General features: G+C 70.1%; 20 protein-coding genes and 1 pseudogene. 11 read left to right on the top strand and 10 right to left on the bottom strand.

What is annotated here, in order from left to right; translation table 11 throughout:
* The first annotated feature begins 13 nt into the window (after positions 1-13).
* The 3 genes from ABH927_RS09460 (at position 14) to ABH927_RS09450 (ending at position 3,457) form a co-directional block, all read left to right on the top strand.
* The gene (locus tag ABH927_RS09460; RefSeq protein ID WP_370020227.1) at positions 14-1,603 is read left to right on the top strand and encodes a Na+/H+ antiporter; all 1,590 of its coding nucleotides are present in this window, start codon (positions 14-16) and stop codon (positions 1,601-1,603) included.
* A gap of 417 nt (positions 1,604-2,020) precedes the next feature.
* A complete protein-coding gene (locus ABH927_RS09455; protein WP_370019950.1) occupies positions 2,021-2,728 on the top strand; it encodes a hypothetical protein in 708 nt (235 codons plus the stop codon).
* 87 nt (positions 2,729-2,815) lie between these two features.
* Positions 2,816-3,457 (top strand): hypothetical protein, encoded by a 642-nt coding sequence (locus ABH927_RS09450; protein WP_370019948.1) that lies wholly within the window; start codon positions 2,816-2,818, stop codon positions 3,455-3,457.
* Between the two features lie 127 nt (positions 3,458-3,584).
* On the opposite strand, the gene ABH927_RS09445 is transcribed toward ABH927_RS09450, so the two are convergent.
* Complete coding sequence (locus ABH927_RS09445; protein WP_370019946.1) at positions 3,585-3,842, bottom strand: UBP-type zinc finger domain-containing protein; 258 nt, start codon at positions 3,840-3,842, stop codon at positions 3,585-3,587.
* Positions 3,843-3,894: 52 nt separating this feature from the next.
* On the opposite strand from ABH927_RS09445, the gene ABH927_RS09440 reads away from it, so the two are divergent.
* Genes ABH927_RS09440 through ABH927_RS09430 form a run of 3 tightly spaced genes read left to right on the top strand, consistent with a single transcriptional unit; the run spans position 3,895 to position 5,012 of the window.
* Positions 3,895-4,260 carry a hypothetical protein gene (locus ABH927_RS09440; RefSeq protein WP_370019944.1) on the top strand — a complete coding sequence of 122 codons (366 nt, stop codon included), beginning with the start codon at positions 3,895-3,897 and terminating at the stop codon, positions 4,258-4,260.
* Positions 4,261-4,320: 60 nt separating this feature from the next.
* On the top strand, positions 4,321-4,656 hold the full coding sequence (locus tag ABH927_RS09435) for a YidH family protein (RefSeq protein WP_370019942.1): 336 nt from the start codon (positions 4,321-4,323) through the stop codon (positions 4,654-4,656).
* Positions 4,657-4,694: 38 nt separating this feature from the next.
* Positions 4,695-5,012 (top strand): DUF202 domain-containing protein, encoded by a 318-nt coding sequence (locus ABH927_RS09430; RefSeq protein WP_370019940.1) that lies wholly within the window; start codon positions 4,695-4,697, stop codon positions 5,010-5,012.
* A 42-nt stretch (positions 5,013-5,054) separates the two neighbouring features.
* Here ABH927_RS09430 and ABH927_RS09425 read toward each other — a convergent pair whose 3' ends face one another.
* On the bottom strand, positions 5,055-6,167 hold the full coding sequence (locus ABH927_RS09425) for a ferritin-like domain-containing protein (protein WP_370019939.1): 1,113 nt from the start codon (positions 6,165-6,167) through the stop codon (positions 5,055-5,057).
* 89 nt (positions 6,168-6,256) lie between these two features.
* On the opposite strand from ABH927_RS09425, the gene ABH927_RS09420 reads away from it, so the two are divergent.
* Positions 6,257-6,949, top strand: a complete 693-nt coding sequence (locus ABH927_RS09420) for a TetR/AcrR family transcriptional regulator (RefSeq protein WP_370019937.1) — start codon at positions 6,257-6,259, stop codon at positions 6,947-6,949.
* Between the two features lie 45 nt (positions 6,950-6,994).
* Here ABH927_RS09420 and ABH927_RS09415 read toward each other — a convergent pair whose 3' ends face one another.
* Positions 6,995-7,468, bottom strand: a complete 474-nt coding sequence (locus ABH927_RS09415) for a lytic transglycosylase domain-containing protein (RefSeq protein WP_370019935.1) — start codon at positions 7,466-7,468, stop codon at positions 6,995-6,997.
* Between the two features lie 411 nt (positions 7,469-7,879).
* Here ABH927_RS09415 and ABH927_RS09410 point away from each other — a divergent pair, with 411 nt between their 5' ends.
* Complete coding sequence (locus ABH927_RS09410) at positions 7,880-8,368, top strand: glutathione peroxidase (RefSeq protein ID WP_370019933.1); 489 nt, start codon at positions 7,880-7,882, stop codon at positions 8,366-8,368.
* On the opposite strand, the gene ABH927_RS09405 is transcribed toward ABH927_RS09410, so the two are convergent.
* Positions 8,358-9,353: a LacI family DNA-binding transcriptional regulator gene (locus tag ABH927_RS09405; RefSeq protein ID WP_370019931.1), complete on the bottom strand. Its 996-nt coding sequence runs from the start codon at positions 9,351-9,353 to the stop codon at positions 8,358-8,360. The genes ABH927_RS09410 and ABH927_RS09405 overlap by 11 nt on opposite strands.
* A 135-nt stretch (positions 9,354-9,488) precedes the next feature.
* On the opposite strand from ABH927_RS09405, the gene ABH927_RS09400 reads away from it, so the two are divergent.
* Positions 9,489-10,709: an ABC transporter ATP-binding protein gene (locus ABH927_RS09400; protein WP_370019929.1), complete on the top strand. Its 1,221-nt coding sequence runs from the start codon at positions 9,489-9,491 to the stop codon at positions 10,707-10,709.
* Between the two features lie 174 nt (positions 10,710-10,883).
* Here ABH927_RS09400 and ABH927_RS09395 read toward each other — a convergent pair whose 3' ends face one another.
* From ABH927_RS09395 to ABH927_RS09385, 3 genes and pseudogenes are all read right to left on the bottom strand, one after another.
* Positions 10,884-12,038 carry a glycosyltransferase gene (locus tag ABH927_RS09395; protein WP_370019927.1) on the bottom strand — a complete coding sequence of 385 codons (1,155 nt, stop codon included), beginning with the start codon at positions 12,036-12,038 and terminating at the stop codon, positions 10,884-10,886.
* Positions 12,039-12,108: 70 nt separating this feature from the next.
* Positions 12,109-12,870: a class I SAM-dependent methyltransferase gene (locus ABH927_RS09390; RefSeq protein ID WP_370020225.1), complete on the bottom strand. Its 762-nt coding sequence runs from the start codon at positions 12,868-12,870 to the stop codon at positions 12,109-12,111.
* A gap of 24 nt (positions 12,871-12,894) precedes the next feature.
* Positions 12,895-13,032: pseudogene (locus ABH927_RS09385) on the bottom strand (Trm112 family protein); the annotation flags it as partial.
* Between the two features lie 113 nt (positions 13,033-13,145).
* On the opposite strand from ABH927_RS09385, the gene ABH927_RS09380 reads away from it, so the two are divergent.
* Positions 13,146-14,405, top strand: coding sequence for a nucleotide sugar dehydrogenase (locus tag ABH927_RS09380; protein ID WP_370019926.1), 1,260 nt, complete (start codon positions 13,146-13,148; stop codon positions 14,403-14,405).
* Positions 14,406-14,407: 2 nt separating this feature from the next.
* On the opposite strand, the gene ABH927_RS09375 is transcribed toward ABH927_RS09380, so the two are convergent.
* From ABH927_RS09375 to ABH927_RS09365, 3 genes are all read right to left on the bottom strand, one after another.
* The gene (locus tag ABH927_RS09375) at positions 14,408-15,160 is read right to left on the bottom strand and encodes an SDR family NAD(P)-dependent oxidoreductase (protein ID WP_370019924.1); all 753 of its coding nucleotides are present in this window, start codon (positions 15,158-15,160) and stop codon (positions 14,408-14,410) included.
* 42 nt (positions 15,161-15,202) lie between these two features.
* Entirely contained in the window at positions 15,203-15,526 is a 324-nt protein-coding gene (locus ABH927_RS09370; RefSeq protein WP_370019922.1) for a carboxymuconolactone decarboxylase family protein, read from the bottom strand.
* A gap of 162 nt (positions 15,527-15,688) precedes the next feature.
* Positions 15,689-16,690, bottom strand: a complete 1,002-nt coding sequence (locus ABH927_RS09365; RefSeq protein ID WP_370019920.1) for a pirin family protein — start codon at positions 16,688-16,690, stop codon at positions 15,689-15,691.
* 212 nt (positions 16,691-16,902) lie between these two features.
* On the opposite strand from ABH927_RS09365, the gene ABH927_RS09360 reads away from it, so the two are divergent.
* Positions 16,903-17,592: a hypothetical protein gene (locus ABH927_RS09360; protein WP_370019919.1), complete on the top strand. Its 690-nt coding sequence runs from the start codon at positions 16,903-16,905 to the stop codon at positions 17,590-17,592.
* Positions 17,593-17,604: the final 12 nt, after the last annotated feature.

The following is a 17,604-nucleotide window of genomic DNA, read 5'->3' as shown; positions in this document are numbered from 1 at the left end:
CGCTCGTCGATTGATGGACACCTCGACGGCATTGCAGTTTCTTTTCCTCCCGGCGGGCGCGCTCGCGGTGGCCGCCTTCGCGAGATGGCGAGGGTGGTCGGCGCCCCTGCTGCTGGTCCTCGCCGGGCTGGTGGCCTCCTACGTGCCCGGCATGCCCAGCTACGAGCTGGACCCGCAGGTCGTCTTGTCGATCTTCCTGCCGCCGATGCTCTACTCGGCCGCGCTCGACAGTTCCTACCTGCGGTTACGTGACGCCAAACGGCCGGTGGGCCTGCTGGCCGTCGGGCTCGTCCTGGTCAACACGATCGTGATCGGCTTCGTCGCGCACGCCCTGATCCCGCACCTCCCGCTCGCCGCGGCGTTCGCGCTCGGCGCGATCGTGGCCCCCACCGACGCCGTGTCCGCCGTCGCCGTCGGCCGCAAGCTGGGCCTGCCGAGGCGCGCGATCACCATCCTGATCGGGGAGGGGCTGTTCAACGACGCCACCGCGCTCACCGCCTACCGGGTCGCGGTCGGCGCGGTCCTCGGCACCGCGGTCAGCCTGGTCGACGCCGGGACGCAGTTCCTCTTCGCCGCCGGCGGCGGCATCGTCATCGGCCTCGCCCTGGCGTACGTCACGGGGCTGCTGCTGCGGCGGCTCACCGACCCGCTGATCGCCAACGGGGTCTCGCTGCTCGTGCCGTACGCCGCCTACATCGCGGCCGAGGCGGTCCACGCCTCCGGCGTGATCTCCGTCGTGATCGTCGGGATCTACCTGGGCCACCAGCTCAGCCGCACGTCGTACGGCACGCGGCTGCTGTCGAGCGCCGTCTGGCAGGTCGTCGACCTCGTGCTCGAGTCGATCGTGTTCGCCCTCATCGGCCTGCAGGTGCGCCCGATCATCGTGGGCCTGCACGGCGAGGACCCCGGACGGGTCGCCGTCTACGCGGTCGCCCTCTTCCTGGTCGCCGTGGGGGTCCGGGCCTTCTGGGTGCCGCTCGCCAGCTACGTCCCGCGGATGCTCTCCAAGAGGATCCGCGAGCGCGAGCCGAAGAAGCCGCCGTGGCGGAGCTCCATGCTGGTGAGCTGGGCGGGGATGCGCGGCGTCGTCTCGCTGGCCGCCGCCTTCGGACTCCCGGAGGACTTCCCCGAGCGCAACCTCCTGCTTTTTCTCACCTTCGCCGTCGTGATCGGGACCCTGGTCGTCCAGGGCCTGTCGTTCCCGTGGCTGATCAGGAAGCTGGGCGTCTCCACCGAGAAGGAGGAGTACGCCGACGATCTCGCCGAGGCCGCCGCCCAGCAGGCGGCGGCCGCGGCCGCGGTGGCACGGCTCGACGAGCTGGTCGCCGACGGCGTCCTCGACGTGCACGAGGAGGTCGTCCAGCGGCTGCGCGACCGATCCGAGCGGAGGGCGCTGCACGCCTGGGAGCGGCTCGGCGGCGGCACCGGCCCGGACGGGGAGGAGACCCCCGGGACCATCTACCGCCGCCTCCGCAGGGAGATGCTTGCGGCCGAGCGTGACGTGTTCGTACGGCTCCGCGACGAGCGGCGGATCGACGACGAGGTCCTCCACCGGGTGATGCAGGAGCTCGACTTCGAGGAGGCCACCCTGGAGCGCGGCTAGGGAGCCGGCCAGCCACGCCGTGATCATGCAGGGTTTCCCGGGAAGCTCGGGGACGTGGGGTTCCCCGGGGCGTGATCATGCATGGATTCCGCCGTACGCGGTCTGATCAGTGTCGGCACTGTTTGTGATCATGCGGTGTCCGTCCGTCGGGCGCGCCCTCGTCATGCGTGATCACGCTGCGCAAAGCGCCAGGTAAGACGGTGCGTGCGGGAACACGTGCATGATCACGCCGCACAAAGCGCCAGGGAGGACGGTGTGTGCGGGAGCATGTGCATGATCACGCGGCAAGGGCGGGGGTCGGGTCAAGCTCGCCGCCGCCATGGCGCAGCGCCAGGAGCCCCAGCCCGGCAACTCCAATGAGGCGCCCTTCTAACCGGCGCACACATGTCGTCGGTGGGAGTCACTAGGGTCACCACCATGCGAAGCAGCTATCTATCCTGGGCCGCGGCAGTGGAGTTGTTCGAGCGGCGGGGCCTTCCCAGAGAGACCTACGGGAACCTGTACGAGGAGCAGTACATCCTGCACTCCGGCAGCGCCTCGATCACCGGGGAGCTCTCCCTCAACGAGCACGAGAACCGCTCTCCGTGGCGCTACGACACGCCGGAGGGGGCGACGGGCTACATCGTGGACGGTGATCTGAGCGTCGAAGGCAACATCGTCAACGACGACGACGGAGCCGCCGCGCTGGTGGTCCTGGGAGATCTGCGCGCCGCCAACATCATCCTGGAGGGGGATGCCAAGCTCCTGGTGCGAGGCGACGTCGAGGTCGAGACCTTCGTGGGCAACTGGACCGACAAACTCGTGATGATCCACGGTGATCTGCGCGCGGCGGTGACGATCTTCTGGAACGAGTTCTACCCCGACCTGATCACCGGCACCCTCCGCGGCAGGGCGCTCGCCCCCCGCTATCTGGACTTCTCCGGCCTGGACATCGGCCGGCTGGAGGACCCCGCCCCCAGCACCCCACTCGCCGATCTCCTGGTGCCGGAAGTCCTCACGAACGGCGCTCCCGAGCCGGACGACTTCACCGAGATCGGGGTTCGCGCCGAACCGCTGCGCGAGCGTCTGCGCGGTGGTCTCCCCCTGATCCGGAACGGACGCACGGTCCCCACACTGTCCCCCTGAGCCGCGCAGCGGAGCTGAGGGTCGACGGGTCGGAGGAGTGTGGTGATCGCGGCGGAATGTCCGTGGCGGCTGTTAGCTTCTGGAGGCATGACTGAAGAGGCGGGGAGCGCGGAGCACGGAGCGGCGCTCGCGGAGCGGGTGGTCGAGACGGTACGGCGGGAGCCGGGTCGGTCGATGCTCAGCTACCAGCACGTCCCGTGGGTGGCGGGGACCTCCGGGCCGATGCCGGCGGACGCGCTGGCGGAGGCGGTCTTCCCCTCAGGCCGCCCGTTGCCGCCCAGCCTGCGGGCGTGGCTGGGGTTCGACACGAGCCTGCTGGAGCGCTTCGGGTGGTTCGCCCCCGGCGGGGGTTTCTCACCCCGGCCGCTGGACCGGCTCGTAGGCGAGGAGATGGGCGGCCATTGGGGTGAGTTCTTCGCGCCGCTGGCGGACCGGTTCGCCGAGTGCTTCCTGCTGCCCGGCGGATCGGACTCCCGCCGGGTCCTGGCGGTGGGCGAGCCGGACTCCCGGGGCGAGTACCCGGTGCTCGCCGTCGATGTGGACGACCTGCCGTTCGTGGGCCTGATGTACCCGGGCTTCGACGTCTACCTGGCCCACACGGCGGGGCTCGTCCACCGCGACTTCCCGTCCTATACGGCCCTGGCCGGGGACGCGGTGTACGGCCCCCGCATGCGCGAGCACTGCGCCCACTGGTTCGCGGGGGATGTCTGCGCGGAGTTTCCCTTCTGACCCACCCCGCGCGGCACCTCCCCTCGCGCAGCATTCAACCTCGCCCCGGCACCCCACCCGCGCCGCATATCACCCCGCGCAGCGGCCGACCGCTGGCGCCAGCGGTGCTGAGGAGTGTCAAGCACTCCTAGCCCAGCGTCTGGTCCACGTAGCACCAGCGCCACTCTTCACCCGGCTCGAACGAGCGGACGGCCGGATGCCCGATGTGCTGGTAGTGGCCGGTGGCGTGGCGGCCGGGTGAGGAGTCGCAGCACCCCACGTGGCCGCATTCGAGACACTTGCGCAGGTGGACCCAGCGCGTGCCGAGTTCGAGGCACTCCTCGCAGCCCTCCGGCGTGCGCGGCTCGGCCTCGACCGGGCTGAGCAGATGTTCACAGATACCCATGAGGCAGATGCTACGGCCCACGGCAAATCAGGAATTGGGTAGGGTTTCGGCCATGCGACTCCTCCCGCTCGCTGCCGTCGCGGCGGCCGCCGTCCTGCTGGCCTCCGGATGCTCCGCCGCCGACAAGGCGCAGTCGTGCGTCGAGGCGCCGAAACTGATCGGCGAGACGATCAGCAAGATCGGCGCGGTCGCCAACGACCCCGAGGCGATGCGGAAGGAGCTCTCCGACGGCGCGGCCAAGCTGGACGATCTCGCCCAGAAGGCGGGGGACACCACGCTGAAGCAGGCGCTCCAGGGCCTGGCCGACAGCTTCCAGAAGCTGAACGTCGACGACGCCAACGCGGCGGTGGACGCGGCGCAGAAGGTCGCCACCGACGGAGCCGCCTACCTGAAGCGCGTCAGCGAGGCGTGCCTCTGACCCCGGCCTGCCGCTAACCCGGCAAATCTAGGGGAAATGGGGCAAAATTACCCTGTTTTCATGCAAGGGAACGAGCCTGACCCGCGGTTCACATTGGCCAACGAGCGGACGTTCCTCACCTGGCTCAGCACGTCTCTGGCCCTCAGCGCGGGCGGCATCGCGATGGCCGTGGTGCCGGAGAGCGTCTTCGTGCCCTGGGTCCGCACGGCGCTCGCCCTGATCCTCGTGCTGCTGTCCGCGGTCGCCGCCGTCACGGCCTACCCTCGCTGGCGGCGCATCCAGCGGGCGCTCCGCCTGGACGAGCCGCTGCCGCCGCCCGCGCTCGCCCCGCTTTTCGGGTACGGCGTGGCCATGGTGGCGATCCTCGCGCTCGTCCTCATCCTCCTGTCGCCGTGAACCCAGAGCCGTGAGCCCAGAGCCGTGAGCACAGAACCATGAGTCCCGGCCTGCACAGCGAGCGGACCCGGCTGGCGTGGGTGCGCCTGGGCACCGTACTGGCCGCGGCGGGGCTCGGCGCGGCGGGGGTGGGGCTGCGTCACCACGCCGGCGAGGGGGTGACCGTGCTGTTCGCGTTCGCCGCGCTGAGCGGCGCGCTGCTCCTGCTGCGCACCGGGATCCGGTTCAGGCGGGTCGAGCGGGCGCTCCGGGACGGGCGCCCGCTGGACGACACGCTGGACGCGCGGGTGGCGTGGCTCGGCGTCCTTCTGCTGGTCGCCGGGGCGCTGTCGCTGGTCCTGACGCTGGCGTCCTGACGGGTTCGGCGGCAGGTTCAGGCAGCAGGGTCGGGCGGCGGGTCACTCGCCCGCGGAGCGGATCGTCTCGGCGACCTCGGCGTGCCGCTCGGCCTCCTCGAGCGCGAAGCGGTCGGCGTCGAGCTTGTCCGCGATGTCCTCGTCCTGCTTCATCAGCGCGTCGAGGTTCTGCCCTGCCATGTCCAGCACCCCCATGTCGGCGTAGGCCTTCTGGAGGCGGGGGCTCCACAGGCCGATGTCCTTGACGCAGGGGACGATCCGGCTGAAGAGCAGAGACCGGAACAGCTTCAGGTACTCGGACTGGTCGGTGGCCTTCATCACCTCGGCCGTCTCCTGCTTGGACAGGCCGAGGTGCTCCCAGCTCTCGCGGCCCCGGAGACGGTCACGCATGAGGTAGCAGCCCTCGATGACGAAGTCCTCCCGCTCGCGCAACTCGGTCTCCGACAGGCTGCCGTAGTAGTCGCGCAGGGCCATCCGGCCGAAGGCGACGTGCCTGGCCTCGTCCTGCATGACGTACGCCAGGATCTGCTTGGGCAGCGGCTTGCTGGTGATGTCGCGCATGACCCCGAAGGCGGCCAGCGCCAGGCCCTCGATCAGCACCTGCATCCCGAGGTACGGCATGTCCCAGCGGGAGTCGTTCAGCGTGCTGTCCAGGAGCGCCTTGAGGTGCTCGTTCATGGGGTATGCGAGCCCGATCTTCTCCTGGAGGAAGCGGGCGTAGGTCTCGGCGTGCCGCGCCTCGTCCATCGTCTGCGTGGCGGCGTAGAACTTGGAGTCCAGGTCGGGGACCGACTCGACGATGCGGGCCGAGCAGATCATCGCGCCCTGCTCGCCGTGCAGGAACTGGGAGAACTGCCAGGCCGCGCCGTGCAGCCGCACGTCTTTGCGCTGCTTGGCGCTCAGGCGCTCCCACAGCGGCGTGCCGTAGATCGCGATCGTCTGGTCCGGGACGCCCAGCACGTCGTACGGATCGACCTCGAGGTCCCAATCGATGCGCTTGACCGAGTCCCACTGCTTGTCCTTGCCCTTCTGGTAGAGGGCGAGCATGCGATCCCTGCCGTCGTCGTACTCCCAGGTGAACCTGGCGGCTCCGGTCATCTCCACGTCCCACGTGGAGAGCTCGGCGGGGATGGTGTAGAGCTCGTGCGTGGACAACTCGGGACCTCCTCGACGTACACCGTACGTATAGCGCGAGCGTGACACGTACGCTGTACGTCCGTCAACACGTGCGGGAGAATCGACCCATGCTCAGCCGGAACCGGATCGTCGCCGCCGCCATCGACCTCATCGAGCGTGAGGGCGCCGACGCGGTGTCCATGCGCCGGATCGCCAATGAGCTGAGCGTCGGCGTCATGTCGCTCTACAACCACGTCCCCAACAAGTCCGCGCTGCTCGACGCCATCGCCGAGACCGTGCTGTCGCAGATCGAGTTCACCGACGACCCGGCGGCGCACTGGACCGACCGGGTGCGGATCCAGGCCAGGGCCTTCCGGCAGATCGCCCACCACTACCCGCGCTCGACGATGGTCGTGGTCACCCGCCAGCTCCAGTCGACGGCCGGGTTGCTGCCCGTCGAGCGGGCCCTGTCCACGCTGCGCGGCGCCGGCTTCGACGGCCAGGAAGCGGTGCGGATGCTCCGCATGTTCATCGCGTACATCGTCGGCTCGTTGCTCCGCGAGGTCGGCGTCACCCCGACGTTCGCGCCCGTCCGGCCCGACATCAAGGTGGCAGAGGCCGACCCCGCCCTCTTCCCCGAGGTGAGCGCGCTCTCGCCCTTTCTGCTGTCGTGCGACCACGACGAGGAGTTCGAGTTCGGGCTGGAGCTGCTCGTCGAGGCCATGGCCGTACGGGCGGGCAAGAAGGCCGGCCAGACACCCGGCCAGACACCCGGCCAGACACCCGGCCAGAAGGCCGGGAAGAGGAGCGCCCGGGAGTGATCCCCCGGGCGCCCTCAGGAGTGTTCCCTTCCCCTGGGCACTCCGTCAGTACCAGTTGTGGGACTGGAAGTGGCCCCACGCTCCGCAGGGCGAGCCGTACCGCCCCTTGATGTACCGCAGACCCCATCGGATCTGGGTCTGCGGGTTGAACCGCCAGTCCCCGGCGACGTATCCCATCTTGCTGCCGGGCAGCGCCTGGGGAATCCCGTAGGCGCCCGAGCCCTGGTTGTAGGCCCGGTGGTCCCAGTTGCTCTCTCTGGTCCACAGGCTGTCCAGGCATTGGAACTGCTGGCCCGACCACGTGTGCCGGGTGACGAGGCGGAAGGCGTACGCCTTGCTGCGGATCTTCGCCGGTGCCTGCCGGGTCCTCCGGGCGGGCACCTGGACGCGCATCTTCCACACCCCGAGGTGCACGCCCTTGGCCTCCTCGGCCATCACGGGCGTTACACTCGCGCCGCCGATCGCCGTGAACGCGATCACGGCCGCGACTGCGTTGCGCAGAACACTGTTGCTGTCCAATTCGGTCCTTGTCGTCGGGTCGCGTGCGGAAAGCGGGCGCACGGGTGCGCCCACCGTTCGTCCCCGCCCATGGAGTGGGCGCGGCCGTCCGCTCGGCCCGCCGGATCCATGACAACTCCCGGCAGGCACCGCGACGGGTCCTTTAGGCGGATTGAAGTACGCCGACCCCGCTCCGGCGGATCACCCGCGACACGCTGGGGGCGGTTCTTTGCCGATCCCGTCCCGATCTCTGGACATACGGCGGGGGAGCGCTGAACCGGCACGGCCGCCGGGAGACCGGCGCACCGGCCGGTGATGACCATGAATTGGGGTTTGGCCCGGGGCGCTCCGTGACAGCAGGCGTTGACCTGGCGTTTTGCCGTCGCCGGACCGGCTCGCCGAGGATCGAATCATGTTCTGTAAAGTTCGGCCATGAGCATTCTGGAGATCCCGGTGAGCACGCTCGCCGGCGAGCAGACCACACTCGGCGCCCTGCTCGGCGGCCGGGCGGCGCTGGTGGTCAACGTGGCGTCGAGGTGCGGCCTCACGCCGCAGTACAGCGGCCTGGTGAGGCTGCAGGACACCTACGCGGACCGCGGCTTCACGGTCGTGGGCGTGCCGTGCAACCAGTTCATGGGACAGGAGCCCGGCTCCGCGGAGGAGATCCAGGAGTTCTGCTCCACGACGTACGGCGTGGACTTCCCCCTCCTGGAGAAGACCGAGGTCAACGGCGACGACCGGCACCCGCTCTACGCACGGCTGACCGAGCTACCCGACTCGGAGGGGGCCGCCGGTGACATCCAGTGGAACTTCGAGAAGTTCCTCGTGAACGCCGGCGGCGACGTGGTGGCGCGGTTCCGCCCCCGCGTCGATCCGGAGGCCCCTGAGGTCGTCGAGGCGATCGAGAAGGTCACCTCCTAGGCGCGCAGCTCGCCCGCACGACGAGCTCCGTCGGCAGGGTGACCGTCCTCGGGCGGCGCCCCTGCCGCAGGACCAGCTCGGCCGCGCGGTAGCCGACGTCCTGGGCCGGCTGGGCGATCACCGTCAGTGGTGGGGAGCACAGCTCGGCCCAGGGCACGTCGTCGAACATGATGAGCGACAGGTCCCTCGGGATCCGCACGTCGAGCTCGCGCGCGGCGAGCACGGCCGCCTCGCCCAGCATGTTGCCGCCGGCCAGCACGGCGGTCAGGTCCGGCCGGTGCTGCAGCAGCCCGGCCGCGGCGGCGTACGCCGAGTCGCGGCTGGCCCGCGCGTGGACCACGAGCCCCGGGTCCGCCGGCACGCCGAGCGACGTCAGCGTCTCCGTGAAGGCCGCGACCCGCTGCGACTGCCCGTGCCTGCCGAGGAACGCGATTCTCCGGTGGCCGAGGCCGACGAGATATTCCAGCGCGGTCCGGAGCCCGGCGCGGTCGTCGGCCACCACGCCCGGAACGTCGGCCCGGACCCGGCGGTCCGCGAAGACGACGTTCAGGCCCGCGCGCAGGGCGGGCGCCCACATCTCGCCGTCGCCCGACGGGACCGCGATGACCCGGTCCATGCTCTGCTCGATGAGCGTGCCGATCAGCTCGGCCTCCCGCTCGGGGTCGTCTCCGGTGACCCCGAGCGTCACCGGCTCGCCGTACGACCGGGCGCACGAGAGCACGCCGTCGGTCAGCCTGGCGTAGAAGCTGTCGGTGATGTCCGGGACCAGCAGCCCGATCCCGCCGGTCCGCTGCTGGCGCAGGTTGCGGCCCAGAGCGCTCGGCCGGTAGTCGAGCCGCGCCGCCGCGGCCAGGACCCGCTCCCGCGTCTCCGCGCTCGCCGACCCCCCCGACAGGACGCGGGACACGGTGGCGACCCCCACGCCGGCCGTCTCCGCCACGTCCTTGATGGTCGTACGGCGCTGCCCCGGCACGAAGTTGTTCATGGAAACGATTCCAGCACGTTCCAACGCCGATGCCAACAGAAGCTTGACAGTAGAGGGCAGTTCAGGTGAGATTCATGAAAACGTATCCACCTTCCCTGTTTAGGTTCCCCTGTTTCGGAAGCACGAAGGACTGGCATGGCTTCTATCGTTCTGAGCAACGTCGACAAGATCTACGCGGGTGGCGTGAAGGCCGTGAACGGCCTCAACCTGGAGATCAAGGACGGCGAGTTCATGGTGCTGGTCGGCCCGTCGGGGTGTGGTAAGTCCACCGCCCTGCGGATGATCGCCGGCCTGGAGGACATCAGCGGCGGCGAGATCTCCATCGGCGACCGGGTGGTCAACCACCTGCCCCCGAAGGACCGCGACATCGCGATGGTCTTCCAGAACTACGCGCTGTACCCGCACATGACGGTCGAGGAGAACCTCGCCTTCGGCCTCAAGCTCCGTAAGATGCCCAAGTCGGAGATCCAGAAGCGGGTCCAGGAGGCCGCCCGGATGCTCGGCCTGGAGCAGTACCTCAAGCGCAAGCCGGCCGCCCTCTCCGGTGGTCAGCGGCAGCGTGTCGCGATGGGCCGCGCCATCGTCCGCGAGCCGCAGGCGTTCCTCATGGACGAGCCGCTGTCGAACCTCGACGCCAAGCTCCGCGTCTCCATGCGCGCCTCGCTGAACCAGCTCCACGAGCGCCTCGGCGTCACGACGGTGTACGTCACCCACGACCAGGTCGAGGCCATGACCCTCGGCGACCGCGTGTGCGTCCTCCGCGACGGTCTCCTCCAGCAGGTCGACACCCCGCAGAACCTGTTCGACAGCCCGGTCAACCTGTTCGTGGCCGGCTTCATGGGCTCGCCGTCCATGAACTTCGCCTACGCCGAGCTCACCCGGGACGCGGGCGGCGCGGCGGTCGTCTTCGCGGGCTACAAGCTGCCCGTTCCGGACTCGACCTTCGCGGAGAAGCCGGGCCTCGACCGCTACATCGGCAAGAAGATCATCCTCGGCATCCGCCCGTCGGACTTCGAGGACTCCGTGGCCGCCAACGGCAACGCGGCCGGCTGGGTGCGCGTCCCGGTCCGCGCGAACGTCACCGAGGAGCTGGGCTCCGAGATCAACGTCCTGTTCACGATCGACGCCCCGCCGGTCGAGCACAAGGACACCGTGGCCGCGCAGAACGACGGTGACGAGGAGGAGACGACCCTCCCGCTGACCGGCGACAAGTCCCTGTGGACCGCCCGCGTCAACGCCCGCAGCCACGTCCGTCCCGGCCAGAACGTCGAGCTGGTCGTCGACACGCACAACCTGCACTTCTTCGACGTCGACTCGGGCCTGTCCATCGGCCACGAGGCCAACATCGGCCGCTGAGGAACGCGTTCGGACGGCGCTGACAGGCGCCAAGAGGCGCTGAGAGACGCTGAGAGACGCTGAAAAGGTCGTGTCAGTGGAGGCCCTCGCCCATTAGCGGCGGGGGCCTTCGCCTTCCCGGGGCGGGGCCCTCGCCGTCCTCACCTGTCGCTCAGCCCTCACCTGTCACTGCCCTCACCTGTTGCTGAGTTCGGACCGCGACGCGCCGCGCAGCGAACGGAAGAGGGCCTCGGTGTCGGCCACCAGGCGCTCGACGCCGAACGAGCGGGCCGTCCACTCGCGGGCCGACTCGCCCATGCGGTGGGCGAGCGCGGAGTCGGTCAGCAGCCGGACCGCGTGGCCGGCCAGCTCGTCCACGTCAGGGGCGGCCAGAAGGCCGGTGTACCCGTCGTGGACTATCTCCGGGACGCTCCCCACGCGCGTGGACACGACCGGCACGCCGGCCATGCCCGCCTCGATCAGCGCCAGCGGCGTGCCCTCGCTGTCGGAGGTGAGCACGACCACGTCGGCCGCGCCGTACACCGTCTCGACGTCTCTCCGCCAGCCCAGCAGCCGGAACGAGTCCCACATCGGCGGGATCTTCCGCTCCACCTCCTCCTTCTGCTCGCCGCTCCCGCAGACGAGGAACCGGCAGCCCGGCACCTGCCGCAGCACGGCGTTCGCCACTTCCAGGAACCTGTCCGGCCGCTTCGCCCTGGTGAGCGGCCCGACGTAGGCCACGACCGGCGCGTCGGCGGGGATGCCGAGGGCCGCGCGGGCGGCATCCCGGTCGGGCACCGGGCCGAGCCGGACGCCCGGCGGGATCACGACGTACTGCTCCGCGCTGCCGATCCCGGCCTCCAGGAGGTCGTCCCTGAGCCGCGCGCCGACCGTGACGAGCCGGTCGGCCGTGGCGGCGAGATAGCGCTCCGACCGCAGGTGGACCGACCGCCTGACCCCACGCCCGTCCAGCAGGTGGCCGTGGAACACGTGGATCCGCGCGGCGCCGACCCTGGACAGCCTGACGGCCATCCGTCCGAGCGCGCCCGCCTTGGTGGTCCTCGTCTGGACGATGTGCGGCCGGAACGCCCGCATGGCGCCGGCCAGCCGGTAGAGGGCGCGGAAGTCGTCGATGGGCCTGATGGACCGGCCGAGGCCGGGGACCCGGTGGACCGGGACCGTCGTGCCGCGCAACTGGAGGTGGTCGCCCTCACCGCCGTCGACGTAGCCGGTATACAGGCGGTGGTCGAACTCCTCGGCGCTGAGCCGCCCGCACAGCTCCGACACCTGCGTGGCGGGGCCGCCGACATTCATGCGGGCGATTTCCATGACGCGAATCCGACTGGTCACGTTCGAGAAGCTAACCCGCCACCTGATCGGTTCGTACGCACCGTGACGGCGGTGGGCGAAATGTTTCCGCCTACTTGGTGCCGCGGATGACGTACACGCCGAAGTGGCGGTCGATCGCGACCTCGCGCAGGGCGAGATCGCGGGTCCACCGCTCCAGCCGGCGGCGCGGCTGAGGACGCAGGTGGCGCGGTGAGAGCCACTCGAATGTGGTCACCACCGCCCAGCTCCGCGCGGTCTCCCCGTCCAGGTGGTCCAGGCCGGGGATCGCGCGGAGCGCCAGCAGCTTCGGCACGGCCCTCTCCACCAGGCCGTACAGCACGGCCGGGGGAAGGTGCCTGGTGATCGGCCGCAGCGGCCGCAGCGGGTGGGTGCGGGTGACGGCCGCCGCCCGCACGTCGACGCAGAACCGGCCCCCCGGCCGCAGGTACCGGAACAGGGTCTTGAAGGCCGCCTCCGCGTCGCCGCAGTGGTGGACGACCCCCCGGCAGAACACGAAGTCGAACGACTCCTCGGGAAGCGGCAGCTCGCCGAGGCCCGCCCGCACGAGCCGCAGGTTGGGGAAGTGGCCGTTCGAGGCGGCGTTGGCGTGGACGGCGCTGGTCGGCTCGACGGACGTCACCAGCGCGCCGGTCTCGCAGAGCACCTCGGTGAACCGCCCGGCGCCGCCGCCGTATTCGAGCACGGTGCCTCCGCGCAGGTCCGCGGTGGACCAGCCGCTCTGGTTCAGCAGCAGATCGCGGTTGATCGGCTGGCCGGAGCGCGAGTCGAGCTGCTCCAGGCGGCGGCGGTTCCAGCGGTAGCCGAACCCCTCGGCGTAGTCGGCCCGTGGCACGAATCGCGGAATGCCCCCGTCCACGGGGTACGACGCCCGGCACACGTCGCACCGGAGGCTGCCCCCCTGCTGGAGAGGGCCGCGGCAACGCGGGCAGCGCAGCACGGACCACCACGGAGCCGTGACGTCCGGACCACCCGTCACTCGTTCAGAAAGAGTCATCATCCCCCCGCAGGTACGGAGGTCATATTACGGAGCGTGACCGTCCCGGGATGGCAGCGTGGCGGGCGTGTCCTCACGCCGTCGCGGGGGCGGCGCTCCTACAGTCGTGGGGCATGGGGGAGAAGCTGGTCGTCGTCGGGCAGGGCCGTACGGGCCTGACCTTGGCGATGCGGGCCGTCGAGGCGGGGTTCCACGTCGTCGGGATCGACGCGGACGAGTGGCGGGTGAAGCGGCTGAGCGCGGGCGAGTCCTGCGTCGACGAGGTCGGCGACGGCGTGCTGGCGGCCGCGCACGGCTCGGGGAGATACGCCGCGAGCGCCGACTACGCCCGCGCGGAGGGGTTCGACGTCTGCGTGATCACCGAGCCGGTCGCGGTGCGCGACGGGGTGCCGGACCTCCGGCCCATCGGCTCGGCAGGGGAGGCGGTCGCGCCGCTGCTGCGGCCCGGCGCGACGGTGATCCTGGAGTCCACCACCTATCCCGGCACCACCGAGGAGCACCTGCGGGCCCTGCTGGAGGACGGCTCGGGTTTGCACGCGCCCGGCGACTTCTTCCTCGGCTACAGCCACCAGCGGATCGACCCGGGGAACGCCCGATGGCGTCTCGACAACACGCCGAAGGTCGTCTCGGGGATCGACGCGGCCTCGCTGGAGCGAATCACGGACTTCTACGGCCGGATCGTCCGCGAGGTGGTTCCCGTCTCCTCTCCCCGCGTGGCCGAGCTCTGCGCGCTCCTGGAGAGCGCCTTCAGGCAGGTGAACATCGCCCTCGTGAACGAGATGTCGATCTTCGCGGGGCAGCTCGGGATCGACATGTGGGAGGCCGTCGACGCGGCGTCGACCAAGCCGTTCGGCTTCATGCGGTTCACGCCGGGGCCCGGCGCGGGAGGGCAGTGCCCGCCGATCGACCCGTCGCAGGTGTCCTGGAACGTCAAGCGCGGCCCGGGGCGCACCTTCCGGTTCGCCGAGCTGGCCGGCGACGTCAACCGGTCCATGCCGGACCACGTCGTCAACCGGCTGGCGCTGGCGCTCAACCGGCGCCACCTCCCGCTCAGGGGCAGCCGCGTGCTCCTGATGGGGCTGTCCTACAAGAAGAACGTCGGCGACTGCCGCGAGTCCGCCTCGATCGAGATCGCCAAGAGCCTCCGCAAGCTCGGCGCGGACGTGCGGGCCGCCGACCCGCACGCCGACGACTTCCTGCTGCCGGTGGGGATCGAGCTGGTCGAGCCCACGAGCGGGGAGCTCGCGGCGGCGGACGCCGTCGTCGTGCTCACCGACCACGACTGCTTCGACTACGAGCTCGTCCAGCGCTCGGCCCGGTTCGTCTTCGACGCGCGCAACCGCTGCCACGGTCCCAACGTCGAGAAGCTCTAAACTCAGCGGCGGCCCAGGCGGGTGGACACGCGGCCCGCCAGGTTGCCCGGGACCAGCCTGCCCAGGCCCACGATCGCCTTGTAGCGCGCGGACGGGACGCTGACGCGCAGCCCGCGGGCCAGGTCGCGCATCGCCTCGTCGACGACCCGCTCCGCCGGCAGCCACAGGAAGCCGGGAATGCCGGAGGTGTCCATGTGCGCCCGCTCGTGGAACTCGGTCCGGACGAACCCCGGGCACAGGGCCATCACCCGCACGCCGGAACCGGCGATCTCGGCCGCCGCCGACTGGCTGAAGTTCACCACCCACGCCTTGGACGAGCTGTACGTGCCGCGCGTGAAGAACGCCGCCACCGACGCCACGTTGATCACGCCGCCGCGCCCCTTCGAGATCATGTACGGCAGGGCCGCCCGGGTCAGCCGCAGCACCGCCTCGCAGTGGACGCGCAGCATCCGGAGCTCGTCGGCCACGGGGACGTCGAGGAAGGCCCCGCGGTTGCCGAACCCGGCGTTGTTGACGAGCAGGTCCACTCCCGCCCGCAGCCGTTCCTCGACGGCTTCCAGCCCCTCGTCGGCGGACAGGTCGGCGGGCAGCGCCTCGGCCTCGACGCCGTACCGCTTGCGCAGCTCGGCGGCGGTGTCGGCGAGCCGCGCGTGGTCGCGGGCGACGAGGACGAGGGAGAAGCCGTCGGCGGCGAGGCGGCGCGCGAACGCCGCCCCGATCCCGGCCGTGGCCCCGGTGATGAGTGCGGTCGGCATGACCGCAGACTATCCAGTGCCCTCAGCGAGTGTCAGAACGACCTAGCCTCGCATGAACCGGTCGATGAGCTCCTCGACCTGGGCGTTGAGCTTGGCCCCGCGCGGCCAGCCGGCGTAGTGGGTCAGAAAGACGACGATCTCGCGGAGCTCCGCGGGGGTCAGCTCCCCGGTGCGCAGGGCGGCGTCGAGCTGGAGCTCGACCTCCTCCCGCATCCCCTCGCCGACGAGCAGACCGACCAGGAGCAGCCGCCGGTCCCTGACGGTCAGCGTCTCGCCGGACCAGACCTGGGCGAACATGTGCTCGACCGTGATCCCGAACTTCATCCCCCGGGCTCGACGGTCGAGATCATCGATGCTGTCGCTCATGCGGCACTCCACGTCCGTCGGCCCAGGTTTCCCGGTATTCCTGACATGCATAGACATGTCGCGTTCTAGGGCATTACGTGTTACACGCCCTCGTGGTCATGTGCGACCGCATTGTGTCAAGAAGACCGTTGCATGGACGTTGCAGCGGTTTGCCGATCTACCTCAGAGCGTCTCGTCGGCCGCCGTCCGGTGCGGGACGTGGTCCGCCGGAATGACGCCCATGCGGCCCGCCTGGAAGTCCTCGAAGGCCTGGACGATCTCCTCGCGGGTGTTCATGACGAACGGTCCGTACCGGGCGACGGGCTCCCGGATCGGCAGGCCGCCGAGCACGAGGACCTCCCAGCCCTGCCGCGAGGCCAGCGGCTGATTGTCGGCGGCCCGCATGGTCAGAGCCCCCGCGGTCTCCTTGTGACCGCCGAAGACGCCGAGCTGGCCCTCGTGGAGCGGCCGGTTGTCGGGGCCGACGTGGCCGTCGCCGCTGAGGACGTACACCATCGCGTTGAACTCGGCGGGCCACGGCAGGGTGAGCCGCGCGCCGGGCGCGACGGTCGCGTGCAGGTAGGTGATCGGCGTGTAGGTCACGCCGGGCCCCTCGTGGCCCGCGAGCGATCCCGCGATGACCCGGACGAGCGAGGACCCGTCGTCGCTGGTGAGCAGCTTGACGTCACGCCCCCGGATGTCCTGGTAGCGGGGCGGCGACCACTTCTGGGCGCGCGGCAGGTTCACCCAGAGCTGGACCCCGTGGAAGAGGCCGCCCCTGGCGACCAGCTCCGGCGGCGGCTGCTCGATGTGCTGCAATCCGCTTCCGGCGGTCATCCACTGGGTATCGCCATCCGAGATGAGCCCCCCGCCGCCGTGTGTGTCCCGATGCTGGAAGGCGCCATCCAAGATGTACGTGACGGTCTCGAACCCGCGGTGCGGGTGCCAGGGCGTTCCCTTGGCCTCGCCCGGGGCGTACTCCACCGCGCCCATGTGGTCGAGCAGGAGGAACGGGTCGGCGAGGGAGAGGTCCACTCCGGGGAAGGGACGCCGCACGGCGAAGCCCTCTCCCTCCAGGAAGTGCTGGGCGGTGACGACGCGCGCCACGGGCCGCCACACCGTCCCGGCGTCGGGCAGCTTGGGCAGGCGGTCCAGGGTCAGCGTGTCAGCGGTGACGGCGGGCATCAGGTCTCCTCTGTCGGATGTGTTCCGCGCAACAACTATTGATATCTCAACTATTCCACGCGACGCCAGGTGTGCCCGTGTAACAAGTAGGCCCATCCTTCGGCCAAGATTCGGTCTAGATTTCCGAGCCATCACCGAACTACCGTGATATGGAGCCGTCGAAAAACGGGCACTACTACCTCGTAGACCCGCAAAGCGGAGGTTGGGCCCAAGTGGAGAGATCGCGGGTATGGCCCGGGGTTGCGGCGGCGGCTGTGGCCGCCGCCTTGCTGTGCGGTTGCGCGCAGTCCGATTTCACCTATGTCCGCGACGACGACGGGGCCACCTACTTCAAGGTCCCCTCGGGCTGGCGGAAGGTCGACCAGAAGTCGCTCGACAGCGCGCTCTTCGGCGATATGGAGTCGGTGTCCGCGCAGGCGCAGAAGCAGGGCACCTGGATCGTGGCGTTCGACGCCCACTCCAAGCCGTCGGTCACCCACCTGCTGAGCGGGTCGGGCGACGACGACCAGCCGTTCGTGATCGCGAAGGTCAAGAAGCTCAGCGAGTCGGAGCAGAACCAGGTCTCGCTGAACGGGCTGCGCAACTCGATCCTGTACGTCGCTGTGTCGGACGACGTCCGCAAGCAGCTGGAATCCAGCGAGGTCTTCCCGCTCAAGGACTTCCAGCTGCTGGCCGACCAGGTGCTGCCCATTCAGGACGGGGTGCGCGGGGTGCGGAGCATCTTCAACTACCGGGTGCTCAACGCGGTGCAGACGTTCGACGAGACGGCCTACCTGTCCGCGGACGGCACGAAGATCTCCACCCTGCTCATCCGCTGCTCGGCCGCCTGCTACCGGAAGCGGGCCGGGGAAATCAACGTGATCGCGCAGTCCTTCAAGGTGAAGCGACTCCTCAACCAATGAAGGAGCTACGCA

The sequence above is a fragment of the Planotetraspora sp. GP83 genome (genome assembly GCF_041262585.1).
Taxonomy (GTDB): Bacteria; Actinomycetota; Actinomycetes; order Streptosporangiales; family Streptosporangiaceae; genus JAOEGB01.
This window is presented reverse-complemented; position numbering and strand designations above follow the sequence as displayed.

Bases quoted from the DNA above. Each gene is read 5' to 3' on its own strand.
- ABH927_RS09460 (WP_370020227.1), top strand. From the start codon at position 14: ATGGACACCTCGACGGCATTGCAGTTTCTTTTCCTCCCGGCGGGCGCG.
- ABH927_RS09455 (WP_370019950.1), top strand. From the start codon at position 2,021: ATGCGAAGCAGCTATCTATCCTGGGCCGCGGCAGTGGAGTTGTTCGAG.
- ABH927_RS09450 (WP_370019948.1), top strand. From the start codon at position 2,816: ATGACTGAAGAGGCGGGGAGCGCGGAGCACGGAGCGGCGCTCGCGGAG.
- ABH927_RS09445 (WP_370019946.1), bottom strand. From the start codon at position 3,842: ATGGGTATCTGTGAACATCTGCTCAGCCCGGTCGAGGCCGAGCCGCGC.
- ABH927_RS09440 (WP_370019944.1), top strand. From the start codon at position 3,895: ATGCGACTCCTCCCGCTCGCTGCCGTCGCGGCGGCCGCCGTCCTGCTG.
- ABH927_RS09435 (WP_370019942.1), top strand. From the start codon at position 4,321: ATGCAAGGGAACGAGCCTGACCCGCGGTTCACATTGGCCAACGAGCGG.
- ABH927_RS09430 (WP_370019940.1), top strand. From the start codon at position 4,695: ATGAGTCCCGGCCTGCACAGCGAGCGGACCCGGCTGGCGTGGGTGCGC.
- ABH927_RS09420 (WP_370019937.1), top strand. From the start codon at position 6,257: ATGCTCAGCCGGAACCGGATCGTCGCCGCCGCCATCGACCTCATCGAG.
- ABH927_RS09410 (WP_370019933.1), top strand. From the start codon at position 7,880: ATGAGCATTCTGGAGATCCCGGTGAGCACGCTCGCCGGCGAGCAGACC.
- ABH927_RS09405 (WP_370019931.1), bottom strand. From the start codon at position 9,353: ATGAACAACTTCGTGCCGGGGCAGCGCCGTACGACCATCAAGGACGTG.
- ABH927_RS09400 (WP_370019929.1), top strand. From the start codon at position 9,489: ATGGCTTCTATCGTTCTGAGCAACGTCGACAAGATCTACGCGGGTGGC.
- ABH927_RS09380 (WP_370019926.1), top strand. From the start codon at position 13,146: ATGGGGGAGAAGCTGGTCGTCGTCGGGCAGGGCCGTACGGGCCTGACC.
- ABH927_RS09375 (WP_370019924.1), bottom strand. From the start codon at position 15,160: ATGCCGACCGCACTCATCACCGGGGCCACGGCCGGGATCGGGGCGGCG.
- ABH927_RS09370 (WP_370019922.1), bottom strand. From the start codon at position 15,526: ATGAGCGACAGCATCGATGATCTCGACCGTCGAGCCCGGGGGATGAAG.
- ABH927_RS09365 (WP_370019920.1), bottom strand. From the start codon at position 16,690: ATGCCCGCCGTCACCGCTGACACGCTGACCCTGGACCGCCTGCCCAAG.